The organism is Lampropedia puyangensis (genome assembly GCF_004833285.1).
Lineage (GTDB): Bacteria > Pseudomonadota > Gammaproteobacteria > Burkholderiales > Burkholderiaceae_C > Lampropedia > Lampropedia puyangensis.
The window spans coordinates 78,717-96,218 of record NZ_STFG01000005.1 but is presented as its reverse complement, the minus strand read 5'-3'; the positions used below and the strand labels follow the sequence as shown (position 1 = coordinate 96,218).

At 53.9% G+C, this 17,502-nt stretch carries 17 protein-coding genes; 2 read left to right on the top strand and 15 right to left on the bottom strand.

Annotated features, from left to right (window positions below; genetic code table 11):
• Positions 1–89 precede the first annotated feature (89 nt).
• The 3 genes from dxs to xseB form a co-directional block, all read right to left on the bottom strand.
• Positions 90–2,012: a 1-deoxy-D-xylulose-5-phosphate synthase gene (gene dxs, locus E9531_RS06865; protein ID WP_136573014.1), complete on the bottom strand. Its 1,923-nt coding sequence runs from the start codon at positions 2,010–2,012 to the stop codon at positions 90–92.
• Positions 2,013–2,108: 96 nt separating this feature from the next.
• Positions 2,109–3,158 (bottom strand): polyprenyl synthetase family protein, encoded by a 1,050-nt coding sequence (locus tag E9531_RS06860; RefSeq protein WP_136573013.1) that lies wholly within the window; start codon positions 3,156–3,158, stop codon positions 2,109–2,111.
• A gap of 165 nt (positions 3,159–3,323) precedes the next feature.
• Complete coding sequence (gene xseB / locus E9531_RS06855; protein ID WP_136573012.1) at positions 3,324–3,551, bottom strand: exodeoxyribonuclease VII small subunit; 228 nt, start codon at positions 3,549–3,551, stop codon at positions 3,324–3,326.
• Positions 3,552–3,937: 386 nt separating this feature from the next.
• Between xseB and E9531_RS06850 the strand changes: the two genes are divergently transcribed.
• Positions 3,938–5,068: an aromatic ring-hydroxylating oxygenase subunit alpha gene (locus tag E9531_RS06850; RefSeq protein WP_136573011.1), complete on the top strand. Its 1,131-nt coding sequence runs from the start codon at positions 3,938–3,940 to the stop codon at positions 5,066–5,068.
• Positions 5,069–5,150: 82 nt separating this feature from the next.
• On the opposite strand, the gene E9531_RS06845 is transcribed toward E9531_RS06850, so the two are convergent.
• Positions 5,151–6,005, bottom strand: a complete 855-nt coding sequence (locus tag E9531_RS06845) for a DNA ligase (protein ID WP_244610015.1) — start codon at positions 6,003–6,005, stop codon at positions 5,151–5,153.
• A gap of 220 nt (positions 6,006–6,225) precedes the next feature.
• Between E9531_RS06845 and E9531_RS06840 the strand changes: the two genes are divergently transcribed.
• On the top strand, positions 6,226–7,962 hold the full coding sequence (locus tag E9531_RS06840) for an alkaline phosphatase D family protein (protein ID WP_136573009.1): 1,737 nt from the start codon (positions 6,226–6,228) through the stop codon (positions 7,960–7,962).
• A 174-nt stretch (positions 7,963–8,136) separates the two neighbouring features.
• On the opposite strand, the gene E9531_RS06835 is transcribed toward E9531_RS06840, so the two are convergent.
• The 11 genes from E9531_RS06835 to E9531_RS06785 all read right to left on the bottom strand — a co-directional run bounded on the left by E9531_RS06835 (position 8,137) and on the right by E9531_RS06785 (position 17,487).
• Complete coding sequence (locus E9531_RS06835; RefSeq protein WP_136573008.1) at positions 8,137–8,400, bottom strand: hypothetical protein; 264 nt, start codon at positions 8,398–8,400, stop codon at positions 8,137–8,139.
• Positions 8,401–8,419: 19 nt separating this feature from the next.
• Complete coding sequence (hisC, locus tag E9531_RS06830; RefSeq protein WP_136573007.1) at positions 8,420–9,508, bottom strand: histidinol-phosphate transaminase; 1,089 nt, start codon at positions 9,506–9,508, stop codon at positions 8,420–8,422.
• 194 nt (positions 9,509–9,702) lie between these two features.
• Positions 9,703–10,704 carry a CobD/CbiB family protein gene (locus E9531_RS06825; RefSeq protein WP_136573006.1) on the bottom strand — a complete coding sequence of 334 codons (1,002 nt, stop codon included), beginning with the start codon at positions 10,702–10,704 and terminating at the stop codon, positions 9,703–9,705.
• Positions 10,705–10,706: 2 nt separating this feature from the next.
• Positions 10,707–11,477, bottom strand: coding sequence for a CoA pyrophosphatase (locus tag E9531_RS06820; RefSeq protein WP_136573005.1), 771 nt, complete (start codon positions 11,475–11,477; stop codon positions 10,707–10,709).
• Between the two features lie 214 nt (positions 11,478–11,691).
• The gene (gene rplS / locus E9531_RS06815; protein ID WP_136573004.1) at positions 11,692–12,072 is read right to left on the bottom strand and encodes a 50S ribosomal protein L19; all 381 of its coding nucleotides are present in this window, start codon (positions 12,070–12,072) and stop codon (positions 11,692–11,694) included.
• A 154-nt stretch (positions 12,073–12,226) separates the two neighbouring features.
• Positions 12,227–13,033, bottom strand: coding sequence for a tRNA (guanosine(37)-N1)-methyltransferase TrmD (gene trmD, locus E9531_RS06810; protein ID WP_136573003.1), 807 nt, complete (start codon positions 13,031–13,033; stop codon positions 12,227–12,229).
• Positions 13,034–13,069: 36 nt separating this feature from the next.
• Positions 13,070–13,744, bottom strand: a complete 675-nt coding sequence (rimM, locus tag E9531_RS06805) for a ribosome maturation factor RimM (protein WP_136573002.1) — start codon at positions 13,742–13,744, stop codon at positions 13,070–13,072.
• A gap of 174 nt (positions 13,745–13,918) precedes the next feature.
• Positions 13,919–14,176, bottom strand: a complete 258-nt coding sequence (gene rpsP, locus E9531_RS06800) for a 30S ribosomal protein S16 (protein ID WP_136573001.1) — start codon at positions 14,174–14,176, stop codon at positions 13,919–13,921.
• A 315-nt stretch (positions 14,177–14,491) separates the two neighbouring features.
• Positions 14,492–15,361 (bottom strand): PhzF family phenazine biosynthesis protein, encoded by an 870-nt coding sequence (locus E9531_RS06795; protein ID WP_136573000.1) that lies wholly within the window; start codon positions 15,359–15,361, stop codon positions 14,492–14,494.
• Between the two features lie 28 nt (positions 15,362–15,389).
• Positions 15,390–16,784, bottom strand: a complete 1,395-nt coding sequence (locus tag E9531_RS06790; RefSeq protein ID WP_136572999.1) for a GntP family permease — start codon at positions 16,782–16,784, stop codon at positions 15,390–15,392.
• Between the two features lie 223 nt (positions 16,785–17,007).
• A complete protein-coding gene (locus E9531_RS06785) occupies positions 17,008–17,487 on the bottom strand; it encodes a DUF2269 family protein (protein ID WP_136572998.1) in 480 nt (159 codons plus the stop codon).
• Positions 17,488–17,502: the final 15 nt, after the last annotated feature.

Sequence of the window (17,502 nt, the reverse complement as noted above, 5' to 3'; positions counted from 1 at the left end):
ACTGAAGGAATGCTACGCACGCTTCAAAAAGCGTAAAAGCCCCATGCAGCAGAGACTGCATGGGGCTTTCACATTTTCCTGTACAGCGTTTAATTTGACTGGCTGTTTTTTGCCAACCAGAACTGACGCACACTCGCTTCAATACCAGCGGCATCCAAACCCTGCATCGCCAAAAGCTTGGCAGGATCACCATGTGCGATGAAGGCATCTTGCAAACCCAGTTGCAACACTGGTTTAGAGATTCCGGCCCGCTGCAAAGCCTCCAGCACAGCGCTACCTGCGCCCCCCATGATGGCGCCTTCTTCCAGTGTCACTAAAATATCGTGCTGCTGGGCGATCAACTGCAGCAGCTGCTCATCCAAGGGTTTAGCCCATCGCATATTCACCACAGTGGCGTTCAATGCCTCGGCTGCCGTCAACGCAGGGTAAAGCAATGTTCCAAACGCCAAAATGGCGGTGCGTGGCTGCCTTTCTTGCAGCAGGCTCACATCCAAAGTACGACGCACTTCTGCCTTGCCATATGGCAAAGACTGCAAATCGTCTAACGGCTCAACCCCTACGCCTGCCCCCCTAGGGTAACGCACACAAACAGGATGGTTTTGGGCATACGCGGTGGAAAGCAACTGTCTGCATTCACGCTCATCGGCAGGGCATGCCATAGCCATATTAGGAATGCAGCGCACAAATGGAATGTCGTAGGCTCCGGCGTGGGTTGCACCATCGGCCCCAACCAGACCAGCACGATCCAGCGCAAATACGACGGGCAGATTTTGCAGTGCCACATCGTGAATGAGCTGGTCGTAAGCGCGTTGCAAAAACGTTGAGTAAATAGCCACCACTGGCTTAAGCCCTTCGGTAGCCATACCAGCGGCAAAGGTCACCGCATGCTGCTCCGCAATACCCACGTCGTAATAGCGAGCGGGAAAGCGTTGATGAAACTCCACCATGCCTGAGCCTTCACGCATCGCGGGGGTAATTCCAATCAATCGCTGGTCGTGCCCAGCCATGTCGCATAGCCAGCGGCCAAAGACCTGCGTAAAGGTTTGCTTAGGTGCTGTACTGGGTTTGACAATGCCCACAGCAGGATCAAACTTGGAAGGTCCATGGTAGGCGATAGGGTCCGCTTCGGCCCGTTTGTAGCCTCGACCTTTTTTCGTCACCACATGCAAAAACTGGGGGCCATCGAGCTGACGCAAATTCTCCAATGTCGGAATCAGTGACTCCAGATCATGCCCATCAATAGGCCCAACATAATTGAAGCCAAACTTCTCAAACAAGGTTGCAGGCACCACCATCCCTTTGGCCTGCTGCTCAAAACGTTTGGCCAATTCAAACAACGGGGGAACTGGCTTGAGCACGGTTTTGCCCACATTTTTGGCCGCCGCGTAAAACTGCCCGCTCATCAGTTGCGCCAGATAACGGTTCAGCGCCCCCACTGGCGGGCTAATGCTCATGTCGTTGTCATTCAAGATGACGAGCAAGCGCCCTTTGTCTGCAACGCCAGCATTGTTCAGTGCTTCAAACGCCATGCCTGCAGTCATCGCCCCATCACCAATAATGGCAACGGCCCAGCGGTTTTCACCTTTTAAGGCAGCCGCTTGTGCCATGCCAAAGGCAGCCGAGATACTGGTACTCGAATGGGCGGTGCCAAAAGTGTCGTATTCGCTTTCTGTGCGCAATGGGAAACCTGACAGCCCCTCCCACTGACGCAGCGTCGCCATTTGATCGCGCCGCCCGGTCAGAATTTTGTGTGGATAGGTTTGATGCCCCACATCCCAGACCAATCGATCTTCAGGCGTTTGGAAGACATAGTGCAAAGCCACTGTCAACTCCACCGTGCCCAGGTTAGAACTCAAGTGCCCACCGGTTTTAGAGACACTGTCGAGCACAAACGCACGCAACTGATCAGCCAGTGGCTTGAGCTTTTCTCGTGGCAGTTTGCGCAAGTCGCTCGGGCTGTTGATCGTTTTGAGTAATCCGTACGAATCGTTTGAAGAGTCTGAGCTTGTCATGATGGAGCTTGTTGTCTTTATCGGGCTTTATCAAGCCATGTCAGGAAATGATTGGCGCGCAGCAACTGCACAATGGCCTCGCACGGCCATTACACCTCAGTAAGAACGTTCTATGACGAGGTCCGCCAATCCGCGCAAAGCCATACAGCTGTCTGCGCTTAAACCGCTGTGCGCTAAGGCCGCATAGGCCTGCTGGTGCAATTGCTTGGCATACGCCTTGGCAGCATCAACCCCCATGATGGACACATAGGTAGGCTTGTTGTCGGCAGCGTCTTTACCCGCTGTTTTTCCTAGTGTGACCGAGTCAGCCGTCGCATCCAAAATGTCATCGACCACTTGAAAAGCCAGACCCAGCGCGTGTCCGTAGGCATGCAGCGCCTCCGCGATGGACGCTGGCACGTTCGGAACACTGTGTACGCCCATCAACACACTGCCTTTCAGCAAAGCACCGGTTTTTAATTCATGCATGCGCTGCAGTTGCACTTGCGACATGCTTTTGCCCACATGGTCCAAATCAATCGCTTGCCCGCCTGCCATTCCGGCAGGCCCCGAGGCTTGAGCCAACAGACGGCACAGTCTCGCCTGAACGCAAGGAGAAATAGCAGCAGGGCTCTCGGGCAGTTCTTCCTCGGTCAACAGTTCAAAGGCCAATGCTTGCATAGCATCCCCTGCCAGTAACGCAGTGGCCTCTCCAAACTGGACGTGCACGGTGGGCTTGCCTCTGCGCAGGACATCGTTGTCCATACAAGGCATGTCGTCATGAACGAGGGAATAGGCGTGGATCAACTCAACCGCACATGCCGCCCGCGTGGCCGCATTGGTAATAGAAGGGAGTGCGTTTTGATCTGCCACTTGCTGTGCCACCGCCTGCTGCGCAGCCAACGCCAGAAGCCCCCGCAAACGTTTGCCGCCGCCCAGAACGGCATATTGCATGGCTTGGGCCAATCCCTGCAAATCAGCAGGCGGCTGTGGCAACACAAATCGTTCAAGGGATTGCTCAATATGGCGTAAATGCGTGTCCAGCCAGACAGCAAAATTGGTGGCTGCAGCAGTATTGCTAGCAGCAAGATCTGGTGCTGTAGAAATGGAAGCGACAGAGAGGTTCAAAACAGTCTTTCTAAAACAGCAAAGGAATGGCGGTAGCATGTACTTCTACGTACTCTTGGTAGCTGGCATGAGTCAGCAATCCAACTAAAGGACATACGCGCCCGAGACGGCCCAGGCATTCAAGCCTATACACCAGCAAAAAAAGATGCGGTCGCCATAAGGTGTAAAAAAGGAGCGTTCCCCCTCCCTGGAAACTCAGTATGCCTACTCACCCAAAGGCTGGCTGAGATTCGCATCTAACACTTGAATCTGTGTTTGCACCGCCTCAAGCCTAGAACGGCAAAACGCCAATAATTCTGCACCCCGCTGATAGCCTGTGAGCAATTGATCTAGGGGCAAGGCACCACTTTCAATTTGCACCAACAACTGCTCCAACTCTTGCAAAGCCGCCTCGTAGGTAGCAGGCTCAATTTTTTTGGATTTTGTAACCATAAAAAAACATGGGGAAATAAGCCCTCAATGCCCACTCGCCATGCATTTGGATAAAACGGGCCATTTTACGGGATTCATTGCTCATACAGGAACAGACAACCCTACTGGACCATCAGCGGCCCCAATACACCCATGCAATGCGCAAACAATCAACGCCAAAGCGGCACAAGGGGCTATATGCATGCACACCTCTTCACAAATACCCGTCAATATGACAATTCACAGTCAGCAAACTCAACAATCTCCCTATTGCCAGCACTACTGCTAGAATCACACTCCTTTCGCAGCCGGCGGTTTTTCTTGGACCATGCCGGCTTGTTTTTTTCCATTGCGCACTCGATAACAACAGCGCGCGCCCCTGTGGGGGGTCTTTAGGTCAGGATGAAATGTCTGATTTAAGTCTTCAACTGCAGCAGGCCAAAAGCCAACTACCAGTTTCCAGCTATTTCGATGAGGCGCTTTTACAGCGCGAGTTGGAGACCATCTTCCAGCACGGGCCCCGCTACGTGGGGCACCAACTTGCCGTCCCTGAAGCGGGCGACTACTTCACGCTCGCGCATGAAAATCAAGGTCGCGCTTTGTTGCGCCAGCGCGATGGCTCCATCAAACTCATCTCCAACGTTTGCCGCCATCGCCAAGCCATCATGCTCAATGGACGAGGCAGCTTGCAACGCAACCAAAAAGGCAGCGCTGCGGGTAATATCGTCTGCCCTCTGCACCGCTGGACATACAGCGAAGGTGGAGACCTACTGGGTGCACCACACTTTCCGCAGGATCCATGCCTGAACCTGAATCAGTATCCGTTGCAAACATGGAATGGGTTGCTGTTTGAAGACAATGGCCGCGACATTGCTGCTGATTTGGCCCAACTGGGCCCAAAGCACGCCCTGAATTTTGAAGGTTTTGCGCTAGACCACGTGGAAATGCACGTCTGCAACTACAACTGGAAAACCTTCATTGAGGTGTACTTAGAGGACTACCACGTCGGCCCCTTCCACCCAGGTCTTGGCAACTTTGTGACCTGTGATGACCTGAAATGGGAATTTGGCAAAGATTATTCGGTACAAACAGTAGGCGTTGCCAATGCCCTGCAACAATCTGGCAGCGATGTGTATCGTCGTTGGCATGAAGTGCTGCTCCAATACAACGACGGCAAGGTGCCTTCGCACGGGGCCATCTGGCTGACCTACTATCCGCACATCATGATCGAGTGGTATCCCCATGTGCTAACGGTCTCTACCCTGCACCCGATGGGCGTAGACAAAACCATGAATGTGGTGGAGTTCTATTACCCCGAAGAAATTGTGGCCTTCGAGCGTGAATTCGTTGAAGCCCAACGTGCGGCCTACATGGAAACAGCCATTGAAGACGATGAAATTGGCGAACGCATGGATGCAGGTCGGCGAGCATTGTTTGAGCGCGGCGACAACGAAGTAGGTCCTTACCAAAGCCCCATGGAAGATGGAATGCAGCACTTCCACGAATGGTATCGCCGCACCATGGCGTTTGAGGGGTAAATCCCGTCTCACGCAAGGCAGCGAAGTGACCGCCTGCTCCTAGTCAATGCGCGTTGACTAGGAGCGTTTCATTCGAAGCTAATCAAGGCGCTTTTGCTACGTCAGAAGCCCCTTCACGCACTCGCCAAAAGCGTGCAAAACGCGGTAGACCACTGGCATGCCAACCATTGTGCTTGTAGCTGATCACACTTCCAATGGCTGGCGGCTGCGCCCGCAAAACATCGCTTAACCCACTGCCTATGCGAAAGGTCTGGCCACTGGGCATCGCCACGACCAAAGCGCCAGTCATTCCCTCATATTTGCCTTTTCCAGGCACATAACCAACGACAACAGCCTCTGCATCTTCTGTCGTTTTTAATTTAATCAGATCATCACTGCGCCCTCCGCGATAAGGCGCATTGGCGCGGCGCAACATCAGACCTTCAGCCCCCTGCGCGGTCATCCTCCGCAGCTGAGCATGCAACTGCTGATGGCTATCTACCTGCCACTGCGGCGCCCATTGCACCCATGGTTGGTTGATGGTATTTACCAACTCCTGCAATGCTTGCTGGCGTGCAGTGAACAAACCGGGGTGAAGTGGCATGTCAAAAACCATATAACGCATTTTTTTCCATTGCATCTCTTGCGGAGATGCACTTGCCACAGTGGATTGAACCCACTCAAAGCGCCCTCGCCCGGCCCACAACTCGCCATCCATAGGTTGCGAAGGCCATTGCGCGGTAAACCATGCAGGCGCTGCAATCACCAAACCTTGGCGGCTGATCAGCTGTCGGCCGTTCCAGATAGCGCGAATGCCATCGTACTTCTCACTCACCCAATATTGATCAAGCGCCACACCTGGGTGGAATGCATTGGCTAGCGTGGGCGAGATCTCCTCTGCCACCGGAGCAACCTCTTTGGCATAGGCGTCAATGCTTTGCGATACAGCCCAAATCATCCAACCGCAAAAAAGAAAACACCTCAGGACATCAACATGTTTTGGACCGCACTGCATGGTTTGTCTCCTCACTGTTCACTCAAGAGTTGTGAACGGCTATTGAAACAAACACCCAGCGGGGTTTCTGCGCTTATTCAATCGACTGTCAAACCGGTGACATACAGGCTCCTTAAATTGATGCGGTTGACGCCAAATCCAATACATCCCAAGGAAATCCACGATGGCCAAGTCCTCCACGAACCGCCGCACATTCATTATTCGCCTGAGCTCTATTTCCACAGCGCTGGCTGCAGGCAGTGTCCTGTCTGCATGCGGCGCTGGCTCTGAGGACGATGACGCCTCCTCCTCAGCAGTCCCTATTTCTTTCCGTTATGGAGTTGCCAGCGGAGACCCACTTTCTGATCGAGTGGTACTTTGGACCCATGCCAAGTACGGTGATTTTGATGCTATCTCAGACGATGTAGAGCTCACTTGGGAGATCGCAACCGACGCGGGATTCACAACGATTGTCAGCCAAGGCAAGACAACTGCTGCGGCAAGTCAAAGCCACACCACGAAAGTCGATGCCACAGGGCTACGCCCAGGCACTTCATATTTTTTCCGTTTTCGCCATGGCAGCAACCTATCTCCCGTCGGGCAAACCCGAACCCTGCCAGCAGCAGGCGTGCAGAATGTGAAGCTGGCCGTACTCAGTTGCTCCAATTACCCCGCAGGGTACTTTCACGTGTATGCCGAAGCACGCCGCAGCGGCGCTGAGTACGCGCTGCACTTAGGCGATTATCTGTACGAATATGAAGCTGGCGGTTACGCTTCGCAAGATGCTCAGGCATTGAACCGCATGGTGGAGCCGCCACACGAAATTATCAGCTTGGATGACTACCGCCGACGCTATGCACAGTACCGCACTGATCCAGATTTGAAGCAACTGCATGCCAGCATGCCGATGATTGCCATCTGGGACGACCACGAAATCGCCAACGATGCCTGGACCGACGGCGCAGAAAACCACAACAAAGCCACCGAGGGCTCCTATGCTCAGCGCGTGGCGGCCGCGCTCAAGGCCTACCACGAATGGATGCCGATTCGACTGGATGCGAGTGGCGTGCAAAGCAAGATCTGGCGCAGCTTTGATTTTGGCAATTTGCTCTCGCTACACATGCTGGAGACCCGCCTGACGGCCCGTAACGAGCCGGTGTCGATCTCCGACTTGGCCAACCCGGCTACCGCCGCACAAGCGCAAGCGGAGCTGGTCTCACCAACGCGCCAAATGATTGGCCAGGAACAGCAGGCCTGGCTGGCACAGCAGTTGCAAAACTCCAACGCCACCTGGCAGGTCCTGGGCCAGCAAGTTTTGATGGCACGCATGGAGTTTCCGGCCTCGATCTTGCAACATCTCAATGCCGAGAACATGGATGCGACCGCCCAGCAGGCAGCCATTGCCGCAATTCAAGCGTATCTGACCGCCAAAGCCACTGCCGCCCAAGCGCCGCAGTTGCTAACTCCCGAACAAGCAGCTCTGTTGGACCCTAGCCTCAACCCGAAAATCGGCTACAACCTCGATGCTTGGGATGGCTACCCGGCCGCGCGTGAAGCCATTTTCCAAACCGCCTACCAATTGGGCAAACCGCTGGTGGTGCTGGCCGGTGACACGCACAACGCCTGGCACAGTGATTTGATACTGCTGGATGGCACGACCAAAGTCGGCGAAGAATTTGCCACCAGCAGCGTCAGCTCGCCTGGCTTTGAGGCGTATTTGAGCGGCATTGACCCGGCCTTGATTCAGCAAGCCTTTTTGGGAGTGATTGACAGCTTGAAATTCCTGGAGACGCAAAAACGCGGTTTTTTGCTGATGGAGTTCACCCCAGAAGCGGCGACTGGCTCCTGGCATGCGGTGGACACCGTGAAATCGCGCAATTACCAAGCGCAGCAGCTGCACACGGCCAGCATGCTGGGATAAAGCGTTCACGCGTTAAAGTGCCAGGATACTAGCACCACCCTGGCATGGTCCAATGCAGGCCTGCCGGGGATGCTTTAATACCAACGACCGATCGGATGGATTGGCCAAGAGCGTGTTGAAGATCTAAGCGCACGCGCTTGGCGTGATCACGGACGCAAGCACCGCGACGCTCCTTCAGTGCGCCAGTCGCGCCTTGGCGCGCAAGTAATAGCCCAGCCAGACCATTGCAGCCAGCAACAGCAACACGCCCCAAAACCACCAGGACTCACTCGAAAAGGCCAACTGCATGAACCGCTGCCCGGCAGTGAGCCTACAGCCCGTGGTGCTCATGCCGCAGCCCAGTGCAAACAAATAAAAGCTGCCCGCAACAAACAAGGGCATCAGCAAGACGCCTGCAATTTGCAGAAACCAACCAAGGGCGACTGTGAAGCGTGGCATGTTTTCAATGTGCAATGGATCAGGCCGCTTTGGCCAGCACCGCATCCAAGGCATCGAGCAAGGCCTGGGCCTGGGCATCGGTGCCAATCGTGATGCGCAAATGGTTTTCCAGGCGCGGCTTGGCAAAATGGCGCACCAAGACATTGCGCTCACGCAAACCGGCCATCAAGGCCGCTCCGCTGTGCGCCGGGTGGCGCGCAAAAATAAAGTTGGCTTTGGAGGGCAATACCTCAAAACCGCGCAGGGCCAGCTGCGCCACCAAGTGCTCACGGGTTTGCACCACTTGGGCCAAGGTGCCTTGGTAGTAGGCAAAATCTTCAAACGCGGCCTTCGCACCGGCTTGCGCCATGCGGCCCAGCGGGTAGGAGTTGAAGCTGTCTTTGACGCGAGTCAGGCCATCGACCAAGCCTGCCTGCGCAAATGCGACGCCAACACGCAATCCCGCCAAAGCCCAGGCTTTGGACAAGGTGTGCACGACCAGCAAATTCGAATAACGCTGCACCAAGGACACCGCCGATTCAGCCCCAAAATCCACATACGCCTCATCGACCAGCACGACTTGCTGACTGAAGTGCTGCAGCAAGCGCTCGATATCGGCCAACGGCAAGGCCATGCCAGTTGGGGCATTCGGGTTGGCGATCACCACGCCGGCGCACTGCGCTGGATCAATGGCTAAATAGTCCTCGATCGCGATGGACCAGTCTTTGCGCAACGGCACTTGTTTGGTCTCAATACCAAACAAACTGCAATACACCTTATAAAAGCTGTAGCTGATGTCAGGCATCACCAAAGGAAGTGCACCACGCACAAAAAACGCCCGAAAGGCGTGGGCCAAAACCTCGTCAGAACCATTGCCAACGAAAATATGGCCGCTATTCAAACCCGCTGCGCTATGGTGGGTTGCCACTGTCTCACGTAGCGCCATGGAAAGCGGATCAGGGTAGCGCTCAAGTCCTTGCTGGGCAGCCTGCGCAGCCGCCTCAATCACCCGTGGTGATGGGCCATAAGGATTTTCGTTGGTATTGAGCTTGATCAAATTGTTGACGCGGGGCTGCTCGCCAGGAACATAAGGATCGAGCAGGTCAAGGCCATCACTCCAGTAATTCATGGTGTTGGGATGTGGTTAGATTGTGCGGTATCAATAAAGGGCAAGCCTGCTTGAGAGCAGCCAAAAGTTTCTCGGCTCCGGCAATGCGCGTTTGACCGCAAACTTGCGTAGGCCATTATCAGCCAACGACCAGCAGTCGTAGTCCACGGAATCAGAATTTCCATCAAGCAGCTCAGAAAACTGGGCAACTGTGGTCAAAGAACGGCGTCAATCAGGCCGATAACTAGACAAATCAACAACCACACAACCAAGACGCGCCAAATCATCGTGGCCAGTGCATGCAGCAATCGCGACAGCGCTTCTGCCTCATCAGTTGTATCGCGCTCGAACGATTCCCCCTCACTGCGACTGCATGGGGACCAAGTTACAACACGGTCCACCACGTTTGGCGCCATTCCCATTGCCGCAACACCTGTAGCCAACACCAGCGCATCGCCATCACCCGGGCATCGCAGTGAATAGGTGCGCCAGGCGCTCAGAGCATCGTCGTAGCGCCCAACGGCGGCAAACATCAATGCAGTAACCCGTGCGGGCAACCAGTTGATGGCCTGCCAGCCCATACGCGTCGCGATCACCAAGGCCGGGCTGGCGTTATCCGTCCAAGGCTCCTCGTCTTGCTCCACCCAAAAACGATACGCATGGGCGGCACTGCGAAACAGCACTGCGCCCAATGGGCCTAAGCCGACAAAGGATGAGAGCAAAAATGCCGTAAAAACGCCAAAAACGTAGCGATGCATATGTTCCAAAGATATCTTCATCGCACCACTGCCCATATCTTCTGCATCGATGGCATGCGATGCTACGCATTCTCCTTCTTGTCCTCGCGCGGTACACCAGCGCTCTAATGCATCTCCTGCCGCATCGAGATCGCCTGTATTTACCGCATTACGCACATCGGTGAAGTGCAAGCCAAAAGCACGAAAATCGAGACAGGCATACAACACCATCAGGGAGCACAGAAAGGCAAAGAAGCCCCCCAAGAAATGACCCGCAAGCCAATAAACCAGCCAAACCAAAATAGCAGGAATGACCACTACCAAGGCCCAGATCAGCCAAGCTTGCTGGGCCGTATCCGCATCCAAATGCTGGCGCAACCGCCGGGCCATTGCACGCATGACCGCATACACACGATGGTGCGATTGCAAAGGTCTGAACTGATCCAACAGCAAAGCACAAAATAGCGAAAAAACACTCATGACTAAACGGGCGCCTGAAGAAAACGGTAGAGGTTGCGAATGATGCTGGCCGTAACGCCCCAAATGAAATGTTCTTTTCCATGCGCTGCGTACGGCATAGAAAGCCATTGGCGCTCATGCTCGCCCAAACGAAAAACATGGTGGCGATGGTTGGCCGGATTGAGCAAGAAACTCAATGGCACTTCAAATATTTCATCAACCTCACCTGGGTTGGGTTGCAACACCAAATCAGCAGGAATCAAGCCGACTACAGGCACGACCTCAAACCCTGTTCCTGTGATATAGCCTGGCAACTGCCCCAATATTTCTACAGAGCGTGGAGCAATCGCCACTTCTTCTTGCGCCTCCCGCAGCGCGGTTGCGACAGCGCTGGCATCCAATGGGTCTACCTTCCCCCCCGGAAAAGCAACTTGCCCAGAATGCGTTTTCAAATGCGCAGACCGTCTTGTCAGCAGCACGGTGGGTTGTGGCCTGACCACAATGGGCACCAAAACGGCAGCCTGCACCGGCGTGACATCTATCCCATCGCTTTCGCGCACCCACTCTGGAGTCCAGACCGGCTGCGCTTGAAAATGCTGACGCAGTGCAGCAATGCTTTGCTGTGCAGAAGGAATAGCGGGCAAACCATCATCGACAGCCACCACTGGCACATCCTCTGGTCGCACCCCAAGTGGCAAACGTGTTCTAGGCAAACGGCTTGGTGCAGAGGACGCCAAGAGCCCATCTGCACTGGTTGGCGAACGTGAAGACGAAAGAAAAGAGTTGTCTTGCATGGGGAATGTGGCCACCTCAGAAGCGAGCTGTTCAAAAGGTCACAAAAATAGCCGACAGCCTAACAAAAAACCAAATAGAACGATCAAGCTCGGCGCAATAGCCTCAGCATGACCCAATAAAAAACCGCTAGCAATTGCTTTCGCAACTGTTAGCGGTTTTATCGCGCACAGGGAGCGTTGCTTACAACGCGACACTGAACAGCAGAACCGATGCTTACGCTTGGCTTGTTGTTTTAACGCGAGAAGGCAGCTTCTCTTTGATGCGAGCAGACTTACCGCTGCGCTCACGCAGGTAGTACAACTTGGCACGACGCACATCACCACGGCGCTTGACTTCGATCTTAGCGATCAATGGGCTGTAGCTTTGGAATGTACGCTCAACGCCTTCGCCGCTAGAAATTTTACGCACAGTGAAGCTGCTGTTCAAGCCACGGTTGCGCTTAGCAATCACCACGCCTTCATAAGCCTGCACACGTTTACGTGTACCTTCAACCACATTCACGCTGACGATCACAGTATCACCAGGACCGAAATCAGGAATGTCTTTATTCAGGCGCGCAATTTCTTCGGCCTCAAGGGTTTGAATCAGATTCATCTCTATCCTTCTCGATCATGCTTGGCAAAAAAGTATCACGCCCTGATTGGCCCAATGCCATGCATTGGCCCAAATGCTTCATCAAGCCCCAATCACGAAGCCGACTCAAGCATTTGGTGTTTTATGCGCTCAAGTAGAGGATCAAAACAGAGCATTATAAGAATGAATCCGATTTTTTGGCTAGTAGTTTCTCATCGGCTTGTGTAATTTGCCCGTTGCCTCTGGCTTGCTCAAGCAAATCTGGGCGTAAATGCGCACTCCACTGCAGGCTTTGCTGCCGCCTCCAGGCATCAATACGCGCATGGTCACCACTCATCAAAACGGGGGGCACCGCTTGACCGCGCCACACTTCAGGCCGCGTGTAATGAGGACAATCTAACAGGCCAGAAAGGTCAGGATTGAAACTGTCTTGCATATGGCTTTGCGCATCATGCAAGACCTGCGGCTGCAAACGCAGCACCGCATCCAGCAAAGCTGCAGCAGCGACCTCGCCGCCCGAGAGTACGAAATCCCCCAAACTGAGCTGGCAGTCCACATATGCATCAATGAACCGTTGATCCACCCCTTCGTAACGCCCACACAGCAACACCATTCCCGCACTTTGCGCGAACTGCGCAACCACGCTGTGTGTAATCGCACGCCCAACCGGCGTAAAAAACACTAACGGTGCACGATCACTGGTGGCGCAAATGGGGCGCCCCTCCACACAAGAAGGGCCCAACACTTCTGAGCGTGCTGCACGAATCGCATCCATGCATAGCGCCAACGGCTCTGCCTGCATAACCATGCCCGGCCCACCACCAAATGGCCGGTCATCAATGCGGCGATACCCTCCTTGAGCAAAGTCGCGTGGATTCCAAAACTGCACCTGCACCCCTGCCTGCCCCGCACGCCGGTTGACGCCATGCTCCAAAAATGGAGCGATCAATTCAGGAAACAAAGTAATGATGTCAATACGCATACCCATGACTCTCAGAAAAATAAGGCCACGGCCAAATCAGTAATCAGGCTGCCAATCCACCACAATCAATTTTTCCTGAATGCGCACCTCATCCACATACGCATCCACAAAAGGAATCAAACGCTCTTGCGGCTTGGCCTCCCCCTCAGCAGATTGCTGCACCACCAATACAGACTGCGGCCCGTTTGAAAGCAGTTCAGAAACCTCCCCCAGCAACAAGCCTTCGCGGTTGCGAACCACCAACCCAATCAAATCAACCCAGTAAAACTCTCCTTCTGCCAAAGCAGGAAAAGCGCTTCGCGGCAAAGCGATACTCGCCCCGCGCAAAGCTTGTGCCCAATCGCGATCGTTGACGCCTTCCAGTTGAGCCACCAACGCATCACCCTGGGGCTTGAGTTGCAGAACCTTGACGTGCAGCAACTGACTGAACATTTTTGGGCCTGCTTGCTGCTTGCCAGTACCTGGTTGAATGAACCACTCGTCGGCATCTTGCAGGGCATCCGCATCCGCACTGAATGGCGCCAGCTTGACCCAACCTTTGACGCCAAAAGCACCGGTAATACGCGCCAGCTCAATCAACTCCTCGGCAGGCGCCTGCTTGGCAACCAATTGCGCCAGCCCTTGGCGCACGCCTTCAGCCACACGCTCTGCAGCACTCGTCGTTGCGACCACTCGCGCCCCATTTGAAGATTGATTTGAAGAGGTTGCCATAAACAATACCCAAACAACACAGACTCAACCCATGCACAAGCAATACATAGTCAAGTCCCAAAAAAACCATAAAAAAACAGGCATTGTGCTACGGTCGTAGCAACCAATACCTGTTCGTTTGCAACCAACAGCCATGCTTGAGCACGGCCATTGATGTGCGAGAGTGCGCAAAAATTATGCAGCCACTTGTTGCTTAGCAGATTGCTTGATCAAGCGCTCAACAGTGTCAGAAGCTTGTGCACCAACGCCTTGCCAGTAAGCCAGACGGTCGTGGGCCAAGTTCAGGCCTTGTTCTGCGCCACGGGCGTTAGGGTTGTAATAACCGATACGCTCAATGAAACGACCGTCACGGCGAACACGCTTATCAGCCACAACGATATTGAAGAAAGGACGTGCTTTAGAGCCGCCACGGGAGAGTCTGATTACGACCATTGCGAAATTTTCCTTGGGGTTGCCTTTAGCAGTTCAACCAGGTCAAGATAACAATACACGCCTAGATCCAACGTGCACTATCAATACCTCTTCACCTACTCAACCGATTCAAGGCGAAAAATCCACAGCGTTTGAGACACGCGACATGACCACCCGGCCAGCGACTACGCTGCAAAGCCAAAGATTATAGCAAAGCTTGCGCAAACGTCTATGTTTAACTGAACCAAACAACCTGTTTCGGCATTAAAAATCTTGCAGAACTCGCCTCAACAGCACGGCTGATTGCCACTATGGATAGGATGCATCGCTCGTATCTCACAAAGTAACCAGTCCCTGGATGCACAACACCGTGTGCCCTCCAACCCATACGCGGTCATTTTCATCTTGCTCACAAAAAATACGCCCCGCCCGACCTAATGTCTCCCCTTGGCTGGCCCAGTAGCGCGCAGGCGCCCAACCTTCATGAATCAACCATTGGGCCAAACTGGCATTGAGACTTCCCGTCACAGGATCTTCAGGAATGCCCATGGCAGTCGCAAATCCACGCACGGTCAAGAACGGCATCTGGGGAGTATTAGAAGCATGGCGATCCCCCAAGGCGACAACACCCACATCCGCTTTGAGCGCACGCAGTGCAGCAAAATCAGGCCGCAACGCCATTACCTCTTGCGCAGAAGGCACAACCAGAACCAACCACTGCGGCCCATTGTCCAACAGTTGATGCGCCACAATGCGCTCATTCGATAAACCCAATGCATTGGCAACCGCGCTTAAGCGCGCATGGTCTACCTGACTGCGCTGAAGTGCCGGAGCCTCAAAAGACCACAGCCCTGACGCATGAGGTTGAGGTCGTAAGCGGACCAGCCCTTTGATGCATTGTTGCGTCACGCGCCCATCAGTCGCTTTTGGCACCCCACCCGCCGCCAACCAGGCAAAACACGTGCCCAAGGTCGGATGGCCAGCAAAAGGCAACTCTTCATCAGGCGTGAAAATTCGCACCCGATAATCAGCTGCGCTGTGTTCTGCTGGCAGCACAAACGTGGTTTCAGACAAATTGGTCCAGCGCGCAAAGTCCTGCATTTGCGCCGTACTCAGCCCCTGCGCATCCAGCACTACTGCCAAAGGATTTCCACGGTAAGGCGTATTGGTAAAAACATCAACTTGAGCGAAACGGCGCTGCTGCATCAGGAAACCTTTATGGCGTTCATCTGTATCAAAAACTTCCAAACATAGAGCCTAGCGCAATCACCACAACCAATGCAGTCATAGGGAAAAGCATAGTGACTGCGGCAATGTTGGCGTACGACTGGCGGTGCGTTAGTTTGCAAATGGCCAGCAACGTGATGATGGCGCCGCAATGCGGCAATGTGTCCATACCGCCAGCGGCCAGCACGGCCACACGGTGCAGCAACTCAGGGCTGATGCCCGCTTGCTCGGCCATGTGCAGGTAATCAGCGCCCAAAGCCTCCAGCGCAATACTTAAACCACCTGACGATGAGCCCGTTATCCCAGCCAGAATATTCATGGCAATCGCTTCGGAGATTAGCGGATTGTGAGGCGACACATTAAGCACCGCATTTTTGATCAATGCAAACCCAGCCAAACTGGCTACCACAGCGCCATACCCCACTTCAGAAGCCGTATTGAACAATGGCAGCATGAAACCAAACACGCCCTTATTGACGGTTGATTTCAAATCGCTCCAGTGGCCAAGGCGCATTACCACCAAAGTCGTGCAAGCTACAGCCAACGCAATAATAAGCGACCAAAGCCCCACACTTGTTGCCGTATTGAGCTTTGGAAAAGCCTCCGTCATAAACGCCAAGTTCATGCCCGGAAACACCCTATATGTGAACAAGGCATTCACCCCGACAACAAGCAATAAAGGCAGCAGCGCCTGCCACACGGGCATTTCCGTGGTACTGATGCCCTCTTCCTGTAGCGCTTCGTCATCGTCATCATGCTCACCGTACCCCTCGGCTGCGTTGCGTGCAACCGAAACACGTGACTGCAACCACCACAAACCACCCAACATCATGATCAAGGCAGCAATGATGCCCAAACCGGGCGCTGCAAACGAATTGGTTCCAAAATACTTGATTGGAATCGCATTAAGAATCGCCGGTGTTCCTGGCAAAGCCGTCATCGTGAACGTGAAAGAACCCAACGCAATAGATGCAGGAATCAGCCGCTTGGGCACCTGCGCTGTTTTGAAGAGATCTTTGGCAATCGGATAGACGGCAAAAGCCACCACAAACAAAGAAACGCCCCCATAGGTAAGCAGCGCGCAAGCCAATACCACAACGACAACAGCATGGCGCTGCCCCACTACGCGCACAATCCATGTAGACAACGTATGCGCAGCGCCAGAATCAGCCATCAAACGCCCAAACAAAGCGCCAAGCAAGAAAATTGGCAAGAAATTCATGGCATATCCGGCCAGCGCGGGCATGAACGTACCAGTGTAAAACGGCAGCAACAGTGCCATTTCGCCCGACAAAACTACCGCCATTGCGGCCATCAATGGCGCCAACAGCAGCACCGTGACACCACGATATGCAAAAAACATCAACAGTGCCAATGACACCACAATGGCCAGAACCCCCATCACACATCTCCCCTTGTAAAACCTGAGGACTCTAGCAGCACAGCAGCAAAATCATGTGATAACTGAAGGCACAAGAGGTCATACCAGTTTTCAGCGTTTTCTTTGCGCTACTGCAAAACATTTTTTCATCGTCACATTTGTGAATCTCAAGTGCAGAGCCAATGCCATAGCCCTCCCTGCACAACACCCCTCTCTCACCACACTCAGAGCCCACAACATTCATTCAATTCCACAACGGTGGCTTTTGCACCATAAGCCAGTAAATCACCAGCATGGCAATAAATGCGGGGTAGCCCAACCACTCCCATACCCTGGCGTATTGCCAATAGCGGCGTGGCAATGTGTTCTCGCCTTGTTGGTGGGCCTGCAGCGCTATACGTGCCATACGAATTTGCAGCCACACTACAGGTAGCCAACACGCACCAGAAAGGGCATACAAGCCCAGCGTCAATTGCAGCCAAGCGGCATCCCACCCCCAGCCAGCCCAATGCACCAACGCAATCCCCGTCAGTGGCTGAAGGACAACCGTAGGCGTGGTGAACCACCAGTCGGCCCGCACAACCAAGCGACTAACCGCAGCAATCGCTGATACATCGCGCGTGCGATTAGCAAAAAACAAGTAAAACGCACTACCAAAACCGGTTCCTACCAGCAACACGCTGGAGAGAATATGCACGTACTTGAGGACCAAATAGCTATTCATAGCGAACTCCTTGTG